Genomic DNA, 16,292 nt, shown 5'->3' with positions numbered 1-16,292 from the left:
CCCGCCGGGAGTTGGGCTGCTGCTGCTGGGGCCCGGGCGTCAGCCCACGACGCCGTTGGCGAACGAGCCGTCGCAGACCGGGCGGGCGAAGGAGCGGGCCCGCTGGACGTCGCCCTGGTACTTGCGCACGGCCGCGCGGCCGAGCTCGCCGACGATCGCGGTGCAGTACGGGGTGAGGGAGGGGTTCTCCCGCATGGTCCGCTCCACGAGGTCGAGCGCGGTGCCCGGGTTGTGGTCGCGCAGCTCGTCCATCGCATCCACCCTGAGGGCGTCCTGCGGGGCGAGGCCCTGGGTGTTGCTGGGCGTGTTGGACCGGCCGATGGTGCCGGCCCCGCTCGAGGCGGCGACCACCTGCTGGTCGAGCCCGGTCGGCGGCGCCCAGGGGACGCGGGTGACGGCGAGGGTGCCGGTGGTCACCAGGATCACGGGCAGCGTGAGGGCGACGGTCTGGCCGATGCGGCGTACGAGCTGGTTCACGGTCAGGAGCGTAGCGGTGGGCGAGGCCTCGGATGCACTCCGTTACACCATTGAGTGAGGCGTGTCCTGGTTTATCCCTCTGCCGTGTTGACGTACGGGTGAACGCCGCCGCCGGCCGAGGGGTGCGCGGTGCTGCTCGCGCACCCCTCGGCCGCGGGCCGTCACGCGCTCAGGCGGGCGCCGGTGGTGGTGGAGAAGACGTGGGTCTCGCCGCCGGTCGGGACGACGTGGACGGTCGAGCCCTTCTCCGGGATCTGGCGGCCGTGCACGCGCACGACGATGTCCCTGTCCTCGCCACCGATCTTGGTGGTGCCGTAGACGAAGCCGTCCGCGCCGAGCTCCTCGACCACGTTGACCGTCACCGCGACGCCCTCGATGCCGCCCGCCGGGACGATCTCGAAGTGCTCCGGGCGGATGCCGACCGTGACGCTCTTGTCGTCGCCGGCCTTGGCCAGCTCCTCGCGGGAGATGTTGATGACCGAGCCGCCGAACTTCACGCCGCCGTCCACCAGCGGGACCTCGACCAGGTTCATCGCGGGCGAGCCGATGAAGCCGGCCACGAAGAGGTTGGCCGGGCGGTCGTACATGTTGCGCGGGCTGTCGACCTGCTGGAGCAGACCGTCCTTGAGCACCGCGACGCGGTCGCCCATGGTCATGGCCTCGACCTGGTCGTGGGTCACGTACACGGTGGTGATGCCCAGGCGGCGCTGCAGGCTCGCGATCTGGGTGCGGGTCGACACGCGGAGCTTGGCGTCGAGGTTCGACAGCGGCTCGTCCATCAGGAAGACCTGCGGCTCGCGGACGATCGCGCGGCCCATCGCGACGCGCTGGCGCTGACCGCCGGAGAGCGCCTTCGGCTTGCGGTCCAGGTACTGGGTGAGGTCGAGGATCTTCGCGGCCTCCTCCACCTTGGCGCGGATCTCGGCCTTGTTGACGCCGGCGATCTTCAGGGCGAAGCCCATGTTGTCGGCGACGGTCATGTGCGGGTACAGCGCGTAGTTCTGGAACACCATCGCGATGTCCCGGTCCTTGGGCGGCAGGTGGGTGACGTCGCGGTCGCCGATCCGGATGGCGCCGCCGTTGACGTCCTCCAGGCCGGCCAGCATGCGCAGGCTGGTCGACTTGCCGCAGCCCGAGGGGCCGACGAGGACGAGGAACTCGCCGTCCTCGACGTGCAGCTCCAGGGCGTCCACGGCGGGCTTGGTGCCGCCCGGGTAGAGACGCGTCGCCTTGTCGAACGTGACAGAAGCCATGGTTGTGCTCTCCTTCACCGGCAGGAACGTGCCGGACGATCCGAGTAAAGGGATTGGGTTGTCCGCCGCCGTACCGAGCAGTGGTCTGAACCACTGCACACGACAGCTCCCGGCGACGCTACCTTCCGCCGCGGGCCTTGTCAGCCCCGGGCCGCCGGTTTTCCGGCAACGTTGCGGTCACGACCGCCCGCCGCGGCTCGCCGCCATTGATCGAGAACTGCAGACACCACCCCGCCCCGTCCCGGTAGACTGCCCTCCGGTGCCGCCGTGGCTTGCTGCGGACGGTCACCGTGCCTCCTTAGCTCAGCTGGCCAGAGCACCTGTCTTGTAAACAGGTGGTCGTCGGTTCGAATCCGACAGGGGGCTCCGGAGAGCGGGAGCGGCGGGGCTCGCGGATGCAGCCCTGCCGCTTCCGGTTGAGTGGCTCAACCGTGGGTGGGGTATCTGGAACCTCATGACTGAGCAGACTCTGCACGGCTGGTTCGCCGACAGTGTTCGGAAATTTCCTGACGCGCCGGCTCTCGTCGTGGCCGGGGAGAGCCTCAGCTATGCCGAACTCGACCGGCGGTCAGGTGAATTCGCGGACCGCCTGGCGGAGGCGGGCCCGGCCCCGCGGGTGGGCCTGCTGGCATCGCGCAGTGTCCTCGCGTACGCGGCGTACCTCGCGGCCCTGCGGGCGGGGGGCACCGTCGTGCCGCTCAACGCGACCTACCCGGCGGAGCGCAACCGTACGATCGCTGAGGCCGCGGGGCTGGACGTGATCGTGGCCGACCCCGGCCAGGACACCTCCTTCGCCGGCCCGGTCCGGGTCGCCGACCTCGGCCGGGAGCGGGCCCCGGGCCCGGGAGCCGCCCCCGGGCAGGCGGCCGGCTCCGACGACCTGGCCTATCTGCTCTTCACCTCCGGGTCCACCGGAAGGCCGAAGGGAGTGCCGATCCGGCACCGGAACCTCGACGCGTTCCTGCGTTTCAACATCGCCCGTTACGGCGTCGGGCCCGGCTGCCGGCTCTCCCAGACCTTCGACCTGACCTTCGACCCGTCGGTGTTCGACCTGTTCGTCGCCTGGGGAGCCGGGGCCACCCTGGTCGTGCCCTCCCGCGAGCAGCTCTACGACCCGGCGAGGTTCGTCGACCGACACCGGATAACCCATTGGTACTCCGTCCCGTCGATCGTGTCGGTGGCCCGCCGGGCGGGCACGCTCGCGCCGGGCAGCATGCGGTCGCTGAGGTGGAGCCTCTTCGCGGGCGAGCAGTTGACCCTGGACCAGGCCGGCGCCTGGGCGGACGCGGCCCCGGACAGCACCGTGGAGAACCTCTACGGACCGACCGAGCTGTCGGTCACGGTGTCGGCCTACCGCCTGCCCCGCGACCGGTCGGCCTGGCCGCGGACCAGCAACGCCACGGTGCCGATCGGCGAGGTCTACCCGCACCTGGAACACCGGGTCACCGCCGACGGGGAGCTCCAGGTCCGCGGTCCGCAGCGGTTCGCCGGCTACCTGGACCCGGCCGACGACGAAGGGCGTTTCGCCGAGTCCGAGTCCGAGTCCGGGCCCGAGTCCGAGTCCGGGCCCGGGCCCGAGTCCGAGTCCGGGCCCGCGCCCGGTGGTCCGGCGCCGGACGCCTGGTACCGGACCGGGGACCGGGTGAGCCGGGAGGACGGGCAGCTCGTCCACCGGGGGCGCCTGGACCACCAGGTCAAGGTGCTGGGCCAGCGGGTGGAACTGCCGGAGATCGAGTCGGCCCTGCGGAAGTTCGCCGGCCTCTACGACGTCGTGGTGGTGCCCGTCCCGGACGCGGTCGGCGACACCCTGCTGGCCGCGGTCTACAGCGGCCACGCGGTCGCCGCGCGCGACCTGCGCGCCAGTCTGCGGGGCCACCTCCCCGCGCACATGATCCCGAGGCGCTACCTGCCCGTGCCGCGGCTCCCGCTCAACGCCAGCGGGAAGGTGGACCGGTCGGCCTGCGCCGTGCTGGCGACCGGCTCCGGGGCGGCAGGCGGGGTCAGGTGAGGGTGTAGGCCTGGTAGCGGACGGCCGTCGGGGTGCGGGCGGCGGTGGCCGTGCACAGGGTGTGGGTGAGCCAGGTGTAGCGGGGGTCGCCGGACTCGAAGCGGCAGAAGAGGCGGAAGTAGTAGTCGGCGGGGTCGACCTGCTCGCCGGCGGCGAGGCGCTGCAGGACGGCGGGCGGGCCGTGGCGGATGCCGGTGGTGGTGAGGAGGAGCTGGGCGCCGTCGTGGGTGCGCAGGGTGGAGCGGGTGTCGACGGTGGCGGAGCCGTCGGGGTGGAGGAGCTGCCAGTCGGCGCCGCCGGGGAGGATCTCGCCGCTCAGGCGGGGGCCGGTGAAGCTGCCGCCCAGGATGTCGACCACGCGGCGGTGCCCGAGCGGGGAGGCGCCGAGGTCGCGCGGGGCGGCGACGGCGACCTCGAAGGTGGCCAGCGGCCGGAGCTTCACCGCACGCTCCAGGAGGCGCGTCCGTTGAGCACGGCGGGGTCGAAGCCGGCGGTGCGCTTGTAGGCGGCGGCGATCTCGGTGCGCTCGGCCAGCGGGACGACCTGCTCGATGTCGTCGAAGCCCTGCGGGGCCCGCTCGTGGGCCAGCCGCATGACCACCTCGGGCCCCAGCTGCCGGTTGGAGAGCTGCAGGGCGGTGGTGGCCGGGCGGCGCAGCCGCTCGTACGCGGCGGTCGACCCGGTGGTGGCGAGCGAGTGGGCCAGGACCCGGGCGTCGATGATCGCCTGGGAGGCGCCGTTGGAGCCGATCGGGTACATCGCGTGGGCGGCGTCGCCGAGCAGCACCACGCCGTCGGTGCCCCAGTGCGGCAGCGGGTCGCGGTCCACCATCGGGTACTCGTACGCGACCTCGGCGCCGGTGATGAGCGCGGGGACGTCCAGCCAGTCGAAGGTCCAGCCGGCGAAGTGCCCGGCGACGACGGCGAGGTCGGCGGGGCGGTTCCAGTTGCCGCGCTCGGGCGGTTCGCCGTCGAGCACCTGCTCGGCGACCCAGTTGATCAGGCGGCCGTCGCCGATCGGGTAGGCGACGAACTTCTGAGTGCCGTTGCCGGCCATGATCATGGTGCGGCCGGTCAGGAAGGGCTCGGCGTGGGTGGTGCCGCGCCAGAGCACCAGGCCGTTCCACGGCGGCGGGCCCTCGCCGGGGAAGAGCGCGGCGCGGACGGCCGAATTGATGCCGTCGGCGCCGACCAGCAGGTCACCGTCGTGCCGCAGGCCCTCGACGCGGCAGCCGGTGCGCACCGCCTGCGGGCCGAGCCGCTCGCGGACGGCGTCGAGCAGCATCAGCTGCAGTTCGCCGCGGTGCACCGAGTACTGCGGCCAGTGGTACCCGGCGGCGAGCCCGCGCGGCTCGGACCAGACGGGCTGGCCGAAGACGTTGAAGTAGGCCAGCTCGGCGGTCGGCACGCCGATCGCGGCCAGCCGGTCGGCCAGCCCGAGCTCGGTCAACTCCCGTACGGCGTGCGGGAGGAGGTTGATCCCGACGCCGAGCGGCCGGATCTCCCGGGCCGCTTCGTGGACGACGACCTGCTCCAGGCCCGCCGCGTGCAGGCTCAGGGCGGTGGCGAGCCCGCCGATGCCGCCGCCTGCGATGGTGATCCGCACAGCACACCCTCCCGGTGAGATTGTTACGGCCGTAACAATCTCGCACGAGTCGTCGATGCGCAAGACTCTCTGCCGTGACCTCCCTCGACCCTGCCGGCGCCGACCGCCCCGACCTCCGCTACGCCGCCTACGCGCAGGAGCGGCTGGCGCAGCTGCCGCCGCCCGCCGACCCGGAGGCCTTCGCGCTCGCGCACCACCTGCTGCACCTGTCGTACCTGGTGGTCAACGATCTGGAGGGCCGGATCCACCGCCCGCGCGGCTGGACGCTCCCCGGCTTCCGGCTGATGTTCAAGCTCTGGCTGCTCGGCCCCACCCAGCCGGCCCGGCTGGCCGAGATCTCGGCGATGTCCCGCGCGGCCGTCACCAACGCGGTCAACACGCTGGAGCGGGACGGCCTGGTGGAGCGCCGCCCGCTGCCGGACGACCGCCGGGCGGTCGCCGCCGCGCTCACCCCGGCGGGCGAGCAGGCCGTCCGGGAGGCGTTCGCCGAGCAGACCCGGCGGGAGCAGGAGTGGTTCGCCGTGCTCGACCCGCAGGAGCGGGCCACCCTGACCGAGCTGCTCACCCGGGTGCTGGCCAACCGGCCTTGAGCTGACCGGCTGACTAGAGCCAGCCCTTCTGGGCGGCCTTGATACCGGCCTCGAAGCGGCTGCTGGCGTTGAGCCGCTCCATGATCGAGGCCATGTGCCGGCGCACGGTGCGCACGGACATGCCCAGCCGGACGCCGGCCGTCTCGTCGGTCAGGCCGCCGCCGAGCAGGCGCAGAAGTTCGCGCTCGGTGGCGCTCAGGCCGGTGGCCGGGTCCTGCTCCTGGGCGGCGCCGAGCGGGACGGCGGTGGACCAGGCCTGCTCGAACAGGTCGACCAGGGCGGCGACGATGCCGGGCTCGGTGACGTGCAGGGCGCCGACCCGGCTGTCGGCCGGGTCGATCGGGACGATGGCCTGGGCCCGGTCGAAGATCACCAGGCGGTGCGGCAGCACCGGGGCGGTGCGCACCTCGCTGCCCTGGCTGAGCAGCCAGTGGGCGTGCGCGGTGGTGTGCGGGTCGTTGCGGGTGGTGTCCTGGTAGAGCGTCCGCATCGAGACCCCGCGGGCCAGCGGCTCGGCGTCGGCCGCGCGGGCGGCGGCGAGGTCCTCGGGCCGGTGGCTGGCGCCGGGGTGGACGCCCAGGCACTCGCTGGTCATCCGCCGGGCCAGCAGCTCGATCCGGTGCTGGATGGCGTCCATGCCCCAGAGCCGTTCGCCCATGGCGGGGCGGGAGGTCGCGCGCTCGGCGACCAGCTGGGTGACGGCGGCCCGGGAGGCGGCGAGCTGGGCCTGGCGGGCCGCGAGTTCGGCCTCCTGGCGGGCGAGCACATCGGCCAGGCCGATCTCGGGGGCGACCGCGCACAGGGTGCCGGGGCGCTCGTTGGAGGCCCGCACCAGCATCAGGCCGGCCAGTTCGTCCAGGCGGTCGTGGACCTCGGCCGGGCTCAGCGCGCAGGTGGCGGCGAGCTCCTCGACCCCGTGGTCCGGGTGGTCGAGCATGGCCTGGTAGACGGCCCCCGCGGTCGCGGTCAGGCCGAGCGCTTCAAGCATGGTTTTCCCCCGTATGTGGTGCAGCCCCCGCGGCACCTGATCGGGCTCATCGTGACACTTTGTCGGGTCGGCCTCAAGAGCTGCCGGATGTGGGCTCCGCCGCAGGTGGGGGGTTGCTGAAGCGGAGTGGTTCGTACAAGTCTCACTCTCGACGGGGAGAAGGATAGCCGCTGTTGGCGGGCCGTTCACCGGCCGGATTCTTGACGAGTACATGACTGGATGGCAGCAAGATGCGAGGCCGGTTCGTGCCGTCGGAAAGCCGTTCCGGTGGCGGTTCTCCCGGGCGAAGCTGGTGCTCGCCGGTCGGGGGACAGCCCGAACGGCGCCAGTCGCAGAGACCGAAGCACGAAGCACCAGAAGGACGCACCATGAACCGCACCCGCCTCGCCCGTGCCGCCGCCGCCCTCGCCGCCGTCGCCGCCCTCGCCCTCGGAGCCGGTACGGCCGGTGCCGCCACGGCTCCCGATGTGGTCAAGACCACTGCCGCCGAGGCGTCCGCGCCGCAGGCCCCGGTGGTCGCTCTCGACAACGCCCAGTGGGGCTAAGGCCGGGTGGACATCGTCTACGCCAGCCTGGTGCGCCGGGAGGCCGAGGGCTCGCCGCGGGACGGTGAGGCCGCCGAGGTCGTCGGAGCGCTCTGGGCCCACGCCGCCCCCGAGGACGGCATCGAGCACGCGAGTGTCCGCGTGCTGGTGGAGCAGGTGGTCATCCTCTTCTTCCTCCACCGGGCCGCCCGCACGGGCGGCAGCCCCGAAGGGCGGGTCGCCCGGCTGCTCGACCGCTGCCACCGCGCCTCCCCCCTGCTCCGCAGCCGCTATCTGCCGCCCGCGTAGCCGCCCCCGCCGGGGCTCCCCGCACCACCAGGACCTGTCGCCGCGCCTTCGACCGAGGCCGCCGGGGCCTGAAGCACGCTCAGAAAGGTCGTTGCACGTGACCCGGCAACTGCTTTCTCCCCGCCCGACCGTCAGCGCCGCTACCGCCTTGCACGAGCGGCGCAACGCCCTGCACACGCTGGCCGGCCTGCTGGAGCTCGCCCGGTACGCCGAAGGGCGCCACGAGTGCGCCGCACCGGCGCCGGAGGTCGAGGGGCTGCTGGCGCAGGTCGACGAACCGCTCGTCCAGGCCCAGCTGCTGGGCAAGATGCTGCTGGGCGTCGAGCGTGGTGTCCGAGTCCGGCTCGGCCAGGAGAGCGAGCTGCGCGGCGAGTTGGCGCACCCGGGCGAACTGGTCACGATCCTGGGCAACTTGATCGACAACGCGGTGGACGCCGTGGCCGGGCAGGGTGCCCCGGAGCCGGTGGTCGAGGTCACGCTGCGCCGCGACGGCGCGGCCGTGACCCTGCGGGTGGCCGACAACGGCCCGGGGGTGCCGCCGCAGTCGCGGGAGCGGATCTTCACGGCCGGCTGGAGCAGCAAGCGGTCCTTCGACGGGCGGCACCGCGGCCTGGGGCTCGCACTGGTGCGGGAGCTGGCCGAGTACCGGGGCGGCCGGGCCGAGGTGTCCGAACGCCGTGGCGGCGGCGCCGAGTTCACGGTGGTACTGCCGGACGGGCCCGCCGGGAGCGCGTGGTGATCGACGTGCTCGTGGTGGACGACGACTTCTACGTGGCGCGGATCAACGCGCACTACGTGTCCCAGGTGCCGGGCTTCCGGGTCGCGGGCGTCGCGCACAGCGCGGCGGGGGTGCTGGCCGCGGTGGAGCGCGGCGGCATCGACCTGATCCTGCTCGACCAGCACCTGCCGGGCGGGAGCGGCTGCGCGCTGACCCGGCAGCTGCGGGAGCAGGGCCGGGACCTCGACGTGATCATGGTGACGGCCGACCGGCGGCCCGCCTCCGTACGGGAGGCGCGGCGGGCCGGGGTGCTGCAGTACCTGCTGAAGCCGTTCGGGCTGCCGGAACTGCGCGACAAGCTGGCCGCGTACGCCCGTCTGCGGCGGGCGCTGGCCGGGCCGGAGCTCGGCCAGGCCGAGCTCGACCGGGTCTTCGGTGCGCCGGGGGGCGCACCGGAGGCGGACGGGCAGCCCCAGCTGCCCAAGGCCCAGCTGCCCAAGGGCTTCACCGAGCGCACCGTCGAGCTGATCCGCCGGATCGTGGACCGGGCCCAGGGCCCGGTGACGGCGCAGGAGGTCTCCGAGCAGGCCGGGATCAGCCGGTCCACGGCGCAGCGCTACCTCAAGTTCCTGGAGCGCACCCGACTGGTGAGCCTCACGCTGCGCTACGGCAGCAGCGGCCGCCCCGAGCACCTGTACTCCGGTGTCTGAGCCGGGCCGGGCGGCGCTGGCCGCGTTCGTGGCGGGCCTGTCCGGCGGGTTCGCCGGGGCCCGGGTGAGCACCCGGCTGATCCGGGCCAGGGTGCGGTGGTGGCCGGGCAACGTCCGCCTCGGCGGGCTGCACGTGCACCACGTGGTGTTCGGGGTGGTGCTGATGGCGGCGTCCGGGGTCGGCGGCCTGGTGGCGCCGGACGGCGGCGGCCGGCTCGCGCCGGCGGCCGCGTTCGGCGTCGGCACCGGGCTGGTGCTCGACGAGTTCGCGCTCATCCTGCACCTGGAGGACGTGTACTGGACGGCGCGCGGCCGGGTGTCGCTGGACGCCGTGTGCGTCGCGCTCGCGCTGGCCGCCAGGCTGCTGCTCGGGCCCGGGCTGCTCGGGCACTCCTTGCCGGAGGTGGCCTGCTGGTCGGCGGCGGCTGCCGTGACCGTGCTCAAGGGCAAGTACTGGACCGGCCTGGCCGGGGTGTTCTGCCCGCCGCTGCTGCTCCTCGGGGCGGCCCGGCTGAGCCGGCCCGGCGCGCCGTGGGCGCGGCGGTGCTACCGGGCCCGGCCGGACAAGCGGCTGCGCGCCGAGGGGCGCGAGCGCACCCTGCGGGCCCCGGCGATGGCCGCCAAGGTCCGCGCCCAGGAGTGGCTCGCCGGGCCGCACGACCTGCCCGACCGGCACCCGTACGACAGCCACCCGAACCCCCGGCCGACCGCCGCCGCGGCCCCCGCCCCCGGCCGCCCCCGCGCCGCCTGGGCGCGCGGGCCCTGGCGGGCCGGCCCGATCCGACAGGAGACCCACCCGTGCTGACCCGAATCCTCCCACCGGCCGGCCCCGCCCGGCTGCTCGCTTTCGTCACGATGGTGATGAGCCTCGGGCAGGGCCTGTGGATGGCCATCAGCGCCATCTACGCCGTGACCCAGGTGCACCTGACGCCGGGCCAGCTCGGCCTCAGCGTCGGCGCCTCGGCCGCCGTCGTGCTGCTGCTCAGCATCCCGCTGGGCGCCATGGCCGACCGGACCGGGCCGCGCACCGTGCAGCTGTGGTCCTTCCTGGCGCTGGCCCCGCTGACCGCCGCGCTGCTGCTCGTGCACGGCTTCTGGGCGTACCTGTCGGTCTCCGTGGTGCAGGCGATCGCCTACCGCTCGGGCAACAACGCCCGGAAGGCGATGATCGCGGCCGTGGTGCCGAAGGCCGACCGGGTGATGACGATGGCCGCCATCCGGGCCGGGATCAACGTCAGCATGGCGATCGGCGCCTGCCTCTCCGGTCTGGTGATCGCCTGGGGCTCCCCGGCCGGCTACCACGGCGCGGTGCTGTTCGCGGCCGTCTGCTTCCTGGCCACCGGCGCGCTGACCGCGCTCGAGGCGCCGGTGCCGCCGGTGCCGGCCTCGGCCGGCTCCGCCTTCGCGGTGCTGCGCGACGTGCCGTTCCTGACCTTCACCGCGCTGGACGGGCTGCTGACCATGCACACCCTGCTGCTCGAAGTGGTGCTGCCGCTCTGGGTGTTGAAGCACACCGGGGCGCCGGGCTGGATGAGCGCGGTGATCCTGCTGGTCAACACCTGCTTCGTGGTGGCCTTCCAGACCAAGGTGGCCGGTGGCACCGGTGACCTGCGCTCGGCGGGCCGGGCCAGCCGGCAGGGCGCGCTCTCGGTGGCGGCCGCCTGCGTGGTGTTCGCGCTGAGCGGCGGCACCGGCTGGCCGATCGCCGTGCTGCTGCTGGTGGCCGGCGCCCTGCTGCACGCCTGGGGCGAGATCCGGCAGGCCGCGGGCAGTTGGACCATCGCCTTCGACCTCGCCCCCGACCACGCCCAGGGCCAGTACCAGGGCACCTACAAGATGGGCGCCGACATCGGCAAGACCTTCGCCCCGGCGGTGTTCGCCTGGCTGGTCCTCGAGCACGGCGCGGGCGGCTGGTTCGTGCTCGGCGCCGCGTTCGCCCTGCTCGGGTGCGCCATGCCGTTCGTGGTCGCGCTCGGGGTCAGGCAGCGGGCGGCGGCCCCGGCCCCCGCGCCCGCCAACTGAACTTCAGCTGACCGCACTTCGTTCGACAAGGTGAAAGTGATGATCTGCAACATCGCTCCGCGGAGCGTCAACCTCCAGGGCGTCTGCCGGGTGGACGAGTCCCACGCCTGGGCCGCCGGTGACGGCGGGATGATCCTGGCGACCGCCGACGGCGGCGTCAGCTGGCACGCCCAGGGGGAGACCGACAAGGACCTGCGCGCGGTGTGCTTCGCCGACATCCGGACGGGCTGGATCGCCGGCCGGGACGGCACCCTGCTGCACACGACCGACGGCGGCGCGCACTGGGAGCGGCGGGAGACCGGCACCGACCGGAACCTCTACGGCGTCTCCTTCGCGCCGTCCGGCCGGGTGGGCTGGGCGGTCGGCGACGGCGGCGTCATCCTGGTCTCGGCGGACGGCGGCGCCACCTGGCAGCCGCAGTCCTTCGAGGAGACCCACTACACCCGCTGCTTCGCCCTGGACGAGCGGCACGCCTGGGTGATCGGCAAGCGCGGCAGCATCCGCGCCACCGCCGACGGCGGTGCCACCTGGACGGCCCAGCCGTCCGGCGTGACGGTCGACCTGCGCGGCATCTACGCCGCCCCCGGCGGCCTGGTCTGGGCGGCCGGGCGCGGCGGCACGCTGCTGCGCTCCACGGACGGCGGCGCGAGCTGGGCCGCCGCCGAGGCCGGCACCCACCTCGACCTGTACGGCCTGTGGGCCGCGCCGGACGGCCGCCGGGTGTACTCCTCGGGTGACGACGGCATCCTGGTCGGCTCCGAGGACGGCGGCCTGAGCTGGTCGGTGCTGCCGACCGGCACCGCCAAGGACGTCGTCTCGCTGGCCTTCGCCCCCGGCGCCGAGCACGGCTGGGCCGTCGGCGACAGCGGCCTGATCCTGCACACCGGCGACGCCGGCCGCAGCTGGACCGCGCAGCTGAGCGGCATCCACAAGGACCTGGTCGGCGTGCACGGCGCGGGCCGCACGGTCTGGGCGGTGGGCCAGGACGGCCTGCTCGCCACCACCGCCGACGGCGGCGCCACCTGGCAGGCGCCGGTCACCGGCACGGGCGAACTGCTCTGGGGCGCCCACGTGCTGGCCGACGAGCGGCACGGCTGGGTGGTCGGCGCGGCCGGCACGATCCTGGCCACCGAGGACGGCGGGGCGAGCTGGCAGCGGCGGCAGTCGCCGGTGACCGAGGCGCTGTACGCGGTGAACTTCGCCGACCGGCACCGGGGTTGGGTGGTCGGCGCGGCCGGCACGATCCTGGCCACCGAGGACGGCGGCGCCGGCTGGCAGCGGCAGCCGGCCGAGACGGCCGCCGCGCTGTACGCGGTGGGCTTCGCGGACGAGAAGCGGGGCTGGGCCGTCGGCGCGGCCGGCACCGTGCTGGCCACCGAGAACGGCGGCGCGAGCTGGGAGCGGCAGCCCGGGCCGGTGGCCGGGAGCCTGACGGCGCTGCACGTGGTGGACGCCGACACGGTCTGGGCCGTCGGCCGCGCCGGGGCGGTGCTGGTCTCCCGCGACGGCGGCCGCAGCTGGCAGCGGCGCGAGAGCGGCACCGGACTCGCCCTGTGGGGCGTCGCGTTCACCGCCGACGGCCGCACCGGCTGGGCGGTCGGCGACGGCGGCACGGTGCTGGGCACGGCGAACGGCGGAGACACCTGGCAGCCGCAGGCCAGCGGGGTGGCCGACAACCTGAAGGCCGTCCGGACCACGCCCGACGGCTCGCGCGTGTACCTGGCGGGGGACGGCTCCTCGCTGCTCACCAGTGCCGACCGGGGCGCGAGTTGGAGCTCGCGGGTCGCTTCCACGGGCCGTAACCTCTACGGCGTGCACATCTTCGCCGACGGCACCGGCGGCTGGGTCGCCGGGGACGGCGGCACCGTGCTCCGCTCGCGCGCCGGTGCCCGCTGGGCGCCGCAGCCGAGCGGCACCTCCGCCAACCTGTACTCCGTCTCGCCCGCCGGCCAGGGCGCCGCCTGGGCCGTGGGCCGGGCCGGGACGATCCTGAACACGCGTGACGGCGGGGCCAGTTGGCAGCAGCAGCCGAGTGGCAGCAGCAAGGACCTGCTCGAGGTGCACATGCGCCCCGACGGCCGCACCGGCTGGGCGGTCGGCGACGGCGCCACCGTGCTCGCCACCACCGACGGCGGCGCCACCTGGGCCCACCAGGCCGTCCCCAAGCCCGACTGCGCCCTGTGGGCGGTGGACTTCGCCGACGCCCGCACCGGCTGGGCCGTGGGCACCGGCGGCACCGTGCTCGCCACCACGGACGGCGGCGCGCACTGGGAGCTGCAGGGCTGCACCGGCGAGGACGACCTGATCGACGTGCACGTGGTCGACGCCCTGACCTGCTGGGCGGTGGGCCACCGCGGCACGGTGCTGCACACCGCCGACGGCGGCCGAAGCTGGCAGCGCCGTGACGCGGGCACCGAGCAGAACTTCACCGCCGTGCACTTCTGCCCCGACGGCCGCACCGGCCGCGCCGTCGGCCGCAGCGACACCGTCGCCACCACCCTGGACGGCGGCGCCACTTGGCAGGCCGGCACCACCGGCTCGGGCGTCTCGCTCTGGAACGTCCAGGTGGTCTCGGCCCAGGTGTCCTGGATCGTGGGCGACGAAGGCACCGTACTGTCGACCGCGGACGGTGGCACCACCTGGGACCAACACCTCTACAGCCCGGAAAAGGACGCGAACTGAAATGACCGAGCGAAACGAATTCCAGGACATTCCGACGACCACGCTGGCCGATGTGCTCGGCCGGGCCCAGGTCATGGACATCGGGGTCCGCCCGCTCTGGGGAGGAATGGAGCGGGTGGCCGGGGCGGCATTCACCGTGAAGTGCCCGCCCGGGGACAATCTGATGCTGCACGCCGCCATTTACCGGGCCGAGCCGGGTGCGGTGATCGTGGCCGAGTCGGGTGACCTGGACTACGCGCTCGCCGGGGGCAACGTCTGTGCCGTGGCGCAGCGCCGGGGCGTGGCCGGGTTCGTCCTGGACGGCCTGATCCGGGACGTCGCCGAGGCCCGCGAGGCCGGCTTCCCGGTCTTCGCCCGGGGGGTCATCCCGATCCCCGGAGCCAAGGACGCCTTGGGCGAGCACGGCACCGAGGTGCGCTGCGGCGGGGTCCTGGTCGGCCCCGGCGACATCGTGGTGGCCGATGAGGAGGGCGTGGTCGTGGTGCCCGCCGCCCGCCGCGAGGAGGTGCTCGCCGCGGCCTCGGCCAAGCTCGCCAAGGAGGCCGCCGAGACCCTGGACGACTGGGAGGCGGCCCACCGAGCGAAGATCGAGAAGGCCCTGAAGGAAAAGGGCTTCGAGGGCTGACGGGTGGTTTTCCGGAGCGCCCCGGGGGATTTCCCCTCGGGGCGCTCCGGCGTTTCCGGAAGCAATTTTTCCGGTGCCGGTGATTCTTGTGGGATAAATGAGCAGAACCGTACTCGGCGGCCGTGGCGCGACTAAAGTCGTACCCGTCCAGTTGCCGATGTTCGGATGTTCGGATCGAGATGACTACTCCACTGAAAGCACCTCTGGGCGCAGGCCTCCTTGACCACGCGCGCCGCCGGCCCGACCACATCGCCCTGACCATCGGGCGCCGCGAGTACTCGTACCGGGAGACGGCCGGGACGGCCCTGAGATGGGCCAATCTGCTGGTCGAGGCGGCCGGTGGCCGCCCGGGCCGGGTCGGCGTGTTCGCCCACCGCAGCGAGGCCTCGTACCTGGGGGCCGCCGCCGCGCTGTTCGCCGGGGCCGCCTTCGTCCCGCTGAACCGGCGCTTCCCGCTGCCGCGCACCCGCGGCATGCTGGAGCGCGCCGAGGTGGACGCGCTGATCGTGGACGCCGGCTCGCTGCCGATGCTCGCCGAGCTGCTGCGCGGCCTCGAGCGCAAGCCGGTCGTGCTGCTGCCGGACGTGCTGCGCAGCGCCGCCGGCGACCTGGGCGACGTCCGGGTGCTCGACGCCGCCGATCTCGCCGCCGCGCCGCCGCTGGAGCAGCTGCCCGAGGTCGGCCCCGAGGACCTCGCATACCTGCTCTTCACCTCGGGCAGCACCGGCGCCCCCAAGGGCGTGCCGGTGACCCACGGCAACGTGCGGGCGTTCCTGACGGCCAATCAGGAGCGGTACGGCATCACCCCCGAGGACCGCCTGACCCAGACCTTCGACCAGACCTTCGACCTCTCGGTCTTCGACCTGTTCATGGCCTGGGAGCACGGCGCCCGGCTCTGCGCGATGGACCCGATCGAGCTGCTCGCGCCGTACCGGTACCTGGAGCGCAACAAGATCACCGTCTGGTTCTCGGTGCCCTCGGTGGCCGCGATGCTGCGCAAGCGCGGCTCGCTCAAGCCGGGCGCCATGCCGGGCCTGCGCTGGAGCCTGTTCTGCGGCGAGGCGCTGCCCCGGGAGACGGCCGAGGCCTGGCAGGCCGCCGCGCCCAACTCGGTGGTGGAGAACCTGTACGGCCCGACCGAGCTCACCATCGCCTGCACCGCCTACCGCTGGGACGCCGAGCGCAGCCCCGCCGAGTGCGTGCACGAGAACGTGCCGATCGGCCGCCCGTACCCCGGCCTGCACGCGCTGGTGGTGGACGAGCAGCTGGCCCCGGTGCCCGCGGGCACCGCCGGGGAGCTGTGCGTGGCCGGACCGCAGACCACGCCGGGCTACTGGCAGGCGCCGCAGCTGACGGCCGAGCGCTGGTTCGAGCACCAGGGGCGGCGCTACTACCGCACCGGCGACCTGGTCCGGCTGCAGGGCGAGGAGTACGTGTGCCTGGGCCGCAACGACCAGCAGGTCAAGGTCGGCGGCTACCGGATCGAGCTGGGCGAGATCGAGGCGGTGCTGCGCCGGGCGGGCGCCGTCGAGGCGGTGGCCCTGCTCTGGCCCGATGACGAGACCATCACCGCCGTCGTCTCCGGCGCGGGGAGCCCGGACGGGCTGGCCGAGGAGTGCGCCGGGAGCCTGCCCGCCTACATGGTGCCGCGCTCGGTGCAGGCCATCGAGGAGATGCCGGTGAACGGCAACGGCAAGGTCGACCGGGGCGCCCTGCGCCACTGGCTCGACGAGCGGCAGACGCACGCGCCGCGGGCCCAGGCCCGTGTCTGAGTCTGCCCA

16 protein-coding genes and 1 tRNA gene are annotated in these 16,292 nt (G+C 74.0%); 12 read left to right on the top strand and 5 right to left on the bottom strand.

Going from position 1 to position 16,292, the window contains the following annotated elements; translation table 11 throughout:
• Positions 1–39 precede the first annotated feature (39 nt).
• Both ABT095_RS23770 and ABT095_RS23765 read right to left on the bottom strand, forming a co-directional pair.
• Entirely contained in the window at positions 40–477 is a 438-nt protein-coding gene (locus ABT095_RS23770) for a hypothetical protein (protein ID WP_350531488.1), read from the bottom strand.
• Positions 478–638: 161 nt separating this feature from the next.
• On the bottom strand, positions 639–1,730 hold the full coding sequence (locus ABT095_RS23765) for an ABC transporter ATP-binding protein (RefSeq protein WP_350531487.1): 1,092 nt from the start codon (positions 1,728–1,730) through the stop codon (positions 639–641).
• Between the two features lie 292 nt (positions 1,731–2,022).
• On the opposite strand from ABT095_RS23765, the gene ABT095_RS23760 reads away from it, so the two are divergent.
• Together ABT095_RS23760 and ABT095_RS23755 are read left to right on the top strand one after the other, a co-directional pair.
• A tRNA-Thr gene (locus ABT095_RS23760) sits at positions 2,023–2,096 on the top strand.
• An 88-nt stretch (positions 2,097–2,184) separates the two neighbouring features.
• Positions 2,185–3,738, top strand: coding sequence for an AMP-binding protein (locus ABT095_RS23755; protein ID WP_350531486.1), 1,554 nt, complete (start codon positions 2,185–2,187; stop codon positions 3,736–3,738).
• Here ABT095_RS23755 and ABT095_RS23750 read toward each other — a convergent pair.
• Both ABT095_RS23750 and ABT095_RS23745 read right to left on the bottom strand, forming a co-directional pair.
• The gene (locus ABT095_RS23750) at positions 3,731–4,180 is read right to left on the bottom strand and encodes a DUF3237 domain-containing protein (RefSeq protein WP_350531485.1); all 450 of its coding nucleotides are present in this window, start codon (positions 4,178–4,180) and stop codon (positions 3,731–3,733) included. The genes ABT095_RS23755 and ABT095_RS23750 overlap by 8 nt on opposite strands.
• Positions 4,177–5,343 carry a flavin-dependent oxidoreductase gene (locus ABT095_RS23745; protein WP_350531484.1) on the bottom strand — a complete coding sequence of 389 codons (1,167 nt, stop codon included), beginning with the start codon at positions 5,341–5,343 and terminating at the stop codon, positions 4,177–4,179. The genes ABT095_RS23750 and ABT095_RS23745 overlap by 4 nt, the downstream gene beginning before the upstream one ends.
• A 74-nt stretch (positions 5,344–5,417) precedes the next feature.
• Between ABT095_RS23745 and ABT095_RS23740 the strand changes: the two genes are divergently transcribed.
• Positions 5,418–5,933, top strand: a complete 516-nt coding sequence (locus tag ABT095_RS23740) for a MarR family winged helix-turn-helix transcriptional regulator (protein WP_350531483.1) — start codon at positions 5,418–5,420, stop codon at positions 5,931–5,933.
• Positions 5,934–5,946: 13 nt separating this feature from the next.
• On the opposite strand, the gene ABT095_RS23735 is transcribed toward ABT095_RS23740, so the two are convergent.
• Positions 5,947–6,921: a LuxR C-terminal-related transcriptional regulator gene (locus ABT095_RS23735; RefSeq protein ID WP_350531482.1), complete on the bottom strand. Its 975-nt coding sequence runs from the start codon at positions 6,919–6,921 to the stop codon at positions 5,947–5,949.
• 368 nt (positions 6,922–7,289) lie between these two features.
• Here ABT095_RS23735 and ABT095_RS23730 point away from each other — a divergent pair, with 368 nt between their 5' ends.
• The 9 genes from ABT095_RS23730 to ABT095_RS23690 all read left to right on the top strand — a co-directional run bounded on the left by ABT095_RS23730 (position 7,290) and on the right by ABT095_RS23690 (position 16,283).
• Complete coding sequence (locus ABT095_RS23730; protein ID WP_350531481.1) at positions 7,290–7,466, top strand: hypothetical protein; 177 nt, start codon at positions 7,290–7,292, stop codon at positions 7,464–7,466.
• Between the two features lie 6 nt (positions 7,467–7,472).
• Positions 7,473–7,754 (top strand): hypothetical protein, encoded by a 282-nt coding sequence (locus ABT095_RS23725; protein ID WP_350531480.1) that lies wholly within the window; start codon positions 7,473–7,475, stop codon positions 7,752–7,754.
• 97 nt (positions 7,755–7,851) lie between these two features.
• Positions 7,852–8,493, top strand: coding sequence for a sensor histidine kinase (locus tag ABT095_RS23720; protein ID WP_350531479.1), 642 nt, complete (start codon positions 7,852–7,854; stop codon positions 8,491–8,493).
• On the top strand, positions 8,490–9,182 hold the full coding sequence (locus ABT095_RS23715; RefSeq protein ID WP_350531478.1) for a response regulator: 693 nt from the start codon (positions 8,490–8,492) through the stop codon (positions 9,180–9,182). The genes ABT095_RS23720 and ABT095_RS23715 overlap by 4 nt, the downstream gene beginning before the upstream one ends.
• Entirely contained in the window at positions 9,175–9,987 is an 813-nt protein-coding gene (locus tag ABT095_RS23710; RefSeq protein ID WP_350531477.1) for a hypothetical protein, read from the top strand. The genes ABT095_RS23715 and ABT095_RS23710 overlap by 8 nt, the downstream gene beginning before the upstream one ends.
• On the top strand, positions 9,981–11,204 hold the full coding sequence (locus tag ABT095_RS23705; RefSeq protein WP_350531476.1) for an MFS transporter: 1,224 nt from the start codon (positions 9,981–9,983) through the stop codon (positions 11,202–11,204). Before ABT095_RS23710 ends, ABT095_RS23705 begins: the two co-directional genes overlap by 7 nt.
• A 39-nt stretch (positions 11,205–11,243) precedes the next feature.
• The gene (locus ABT095_RS23700) at positions 11,244–13,886 is read left to right on the top strand and encodes a WD40/YVTN/BNR-like repeat-containing protein (protein ID WP_350531475.1); all 2,643 of its coding nucleotides are present in this window, start codon (positions 11,244–11,246) and stop codon (positions 13,884–13,886) included.
• 1 nt (position 13,887) lies between these two features.
• Positions 13,888–14,511: an RraA family protein gene (locus ABT095_RS23695; RefSeq protein ID WP_350531474.1), complete on the top strand. Its 624-nt coding sequence runs from the start codon at positions 13,888–13,890 to the stop codon at positions 14,509–14,511.
• Between the two features lie 179 nt (positions 14,512–14,690).
• Positions 14,691–16,283: an amino acid adenylation domain-containing protein gene (locus tag ABT095_RS23690; protein WP_350531473.1), complete on the top strand. Its 1,593-nt coding sequence runs from the start codon at positions 14,691–14,693 to the stop codon at positions 16,281–16,283.
• Positions 16,284–16,292 lie beyond the last annotated feature (9 nt).

The organism is Kitasatospora sp. NPDC002227 (assembly GCF_040296285.1).
Classification (GTDB): domain Bacteria; phylum Actinomycetota; class Actinomycetes; order Streptomycetales; family Streptomycetaceae; genus Kitasatospora.
Note: the sequence above shows the minus strand (reverse complement) of the source record. Positions and strands in the feature narration are given on the sequence as shown.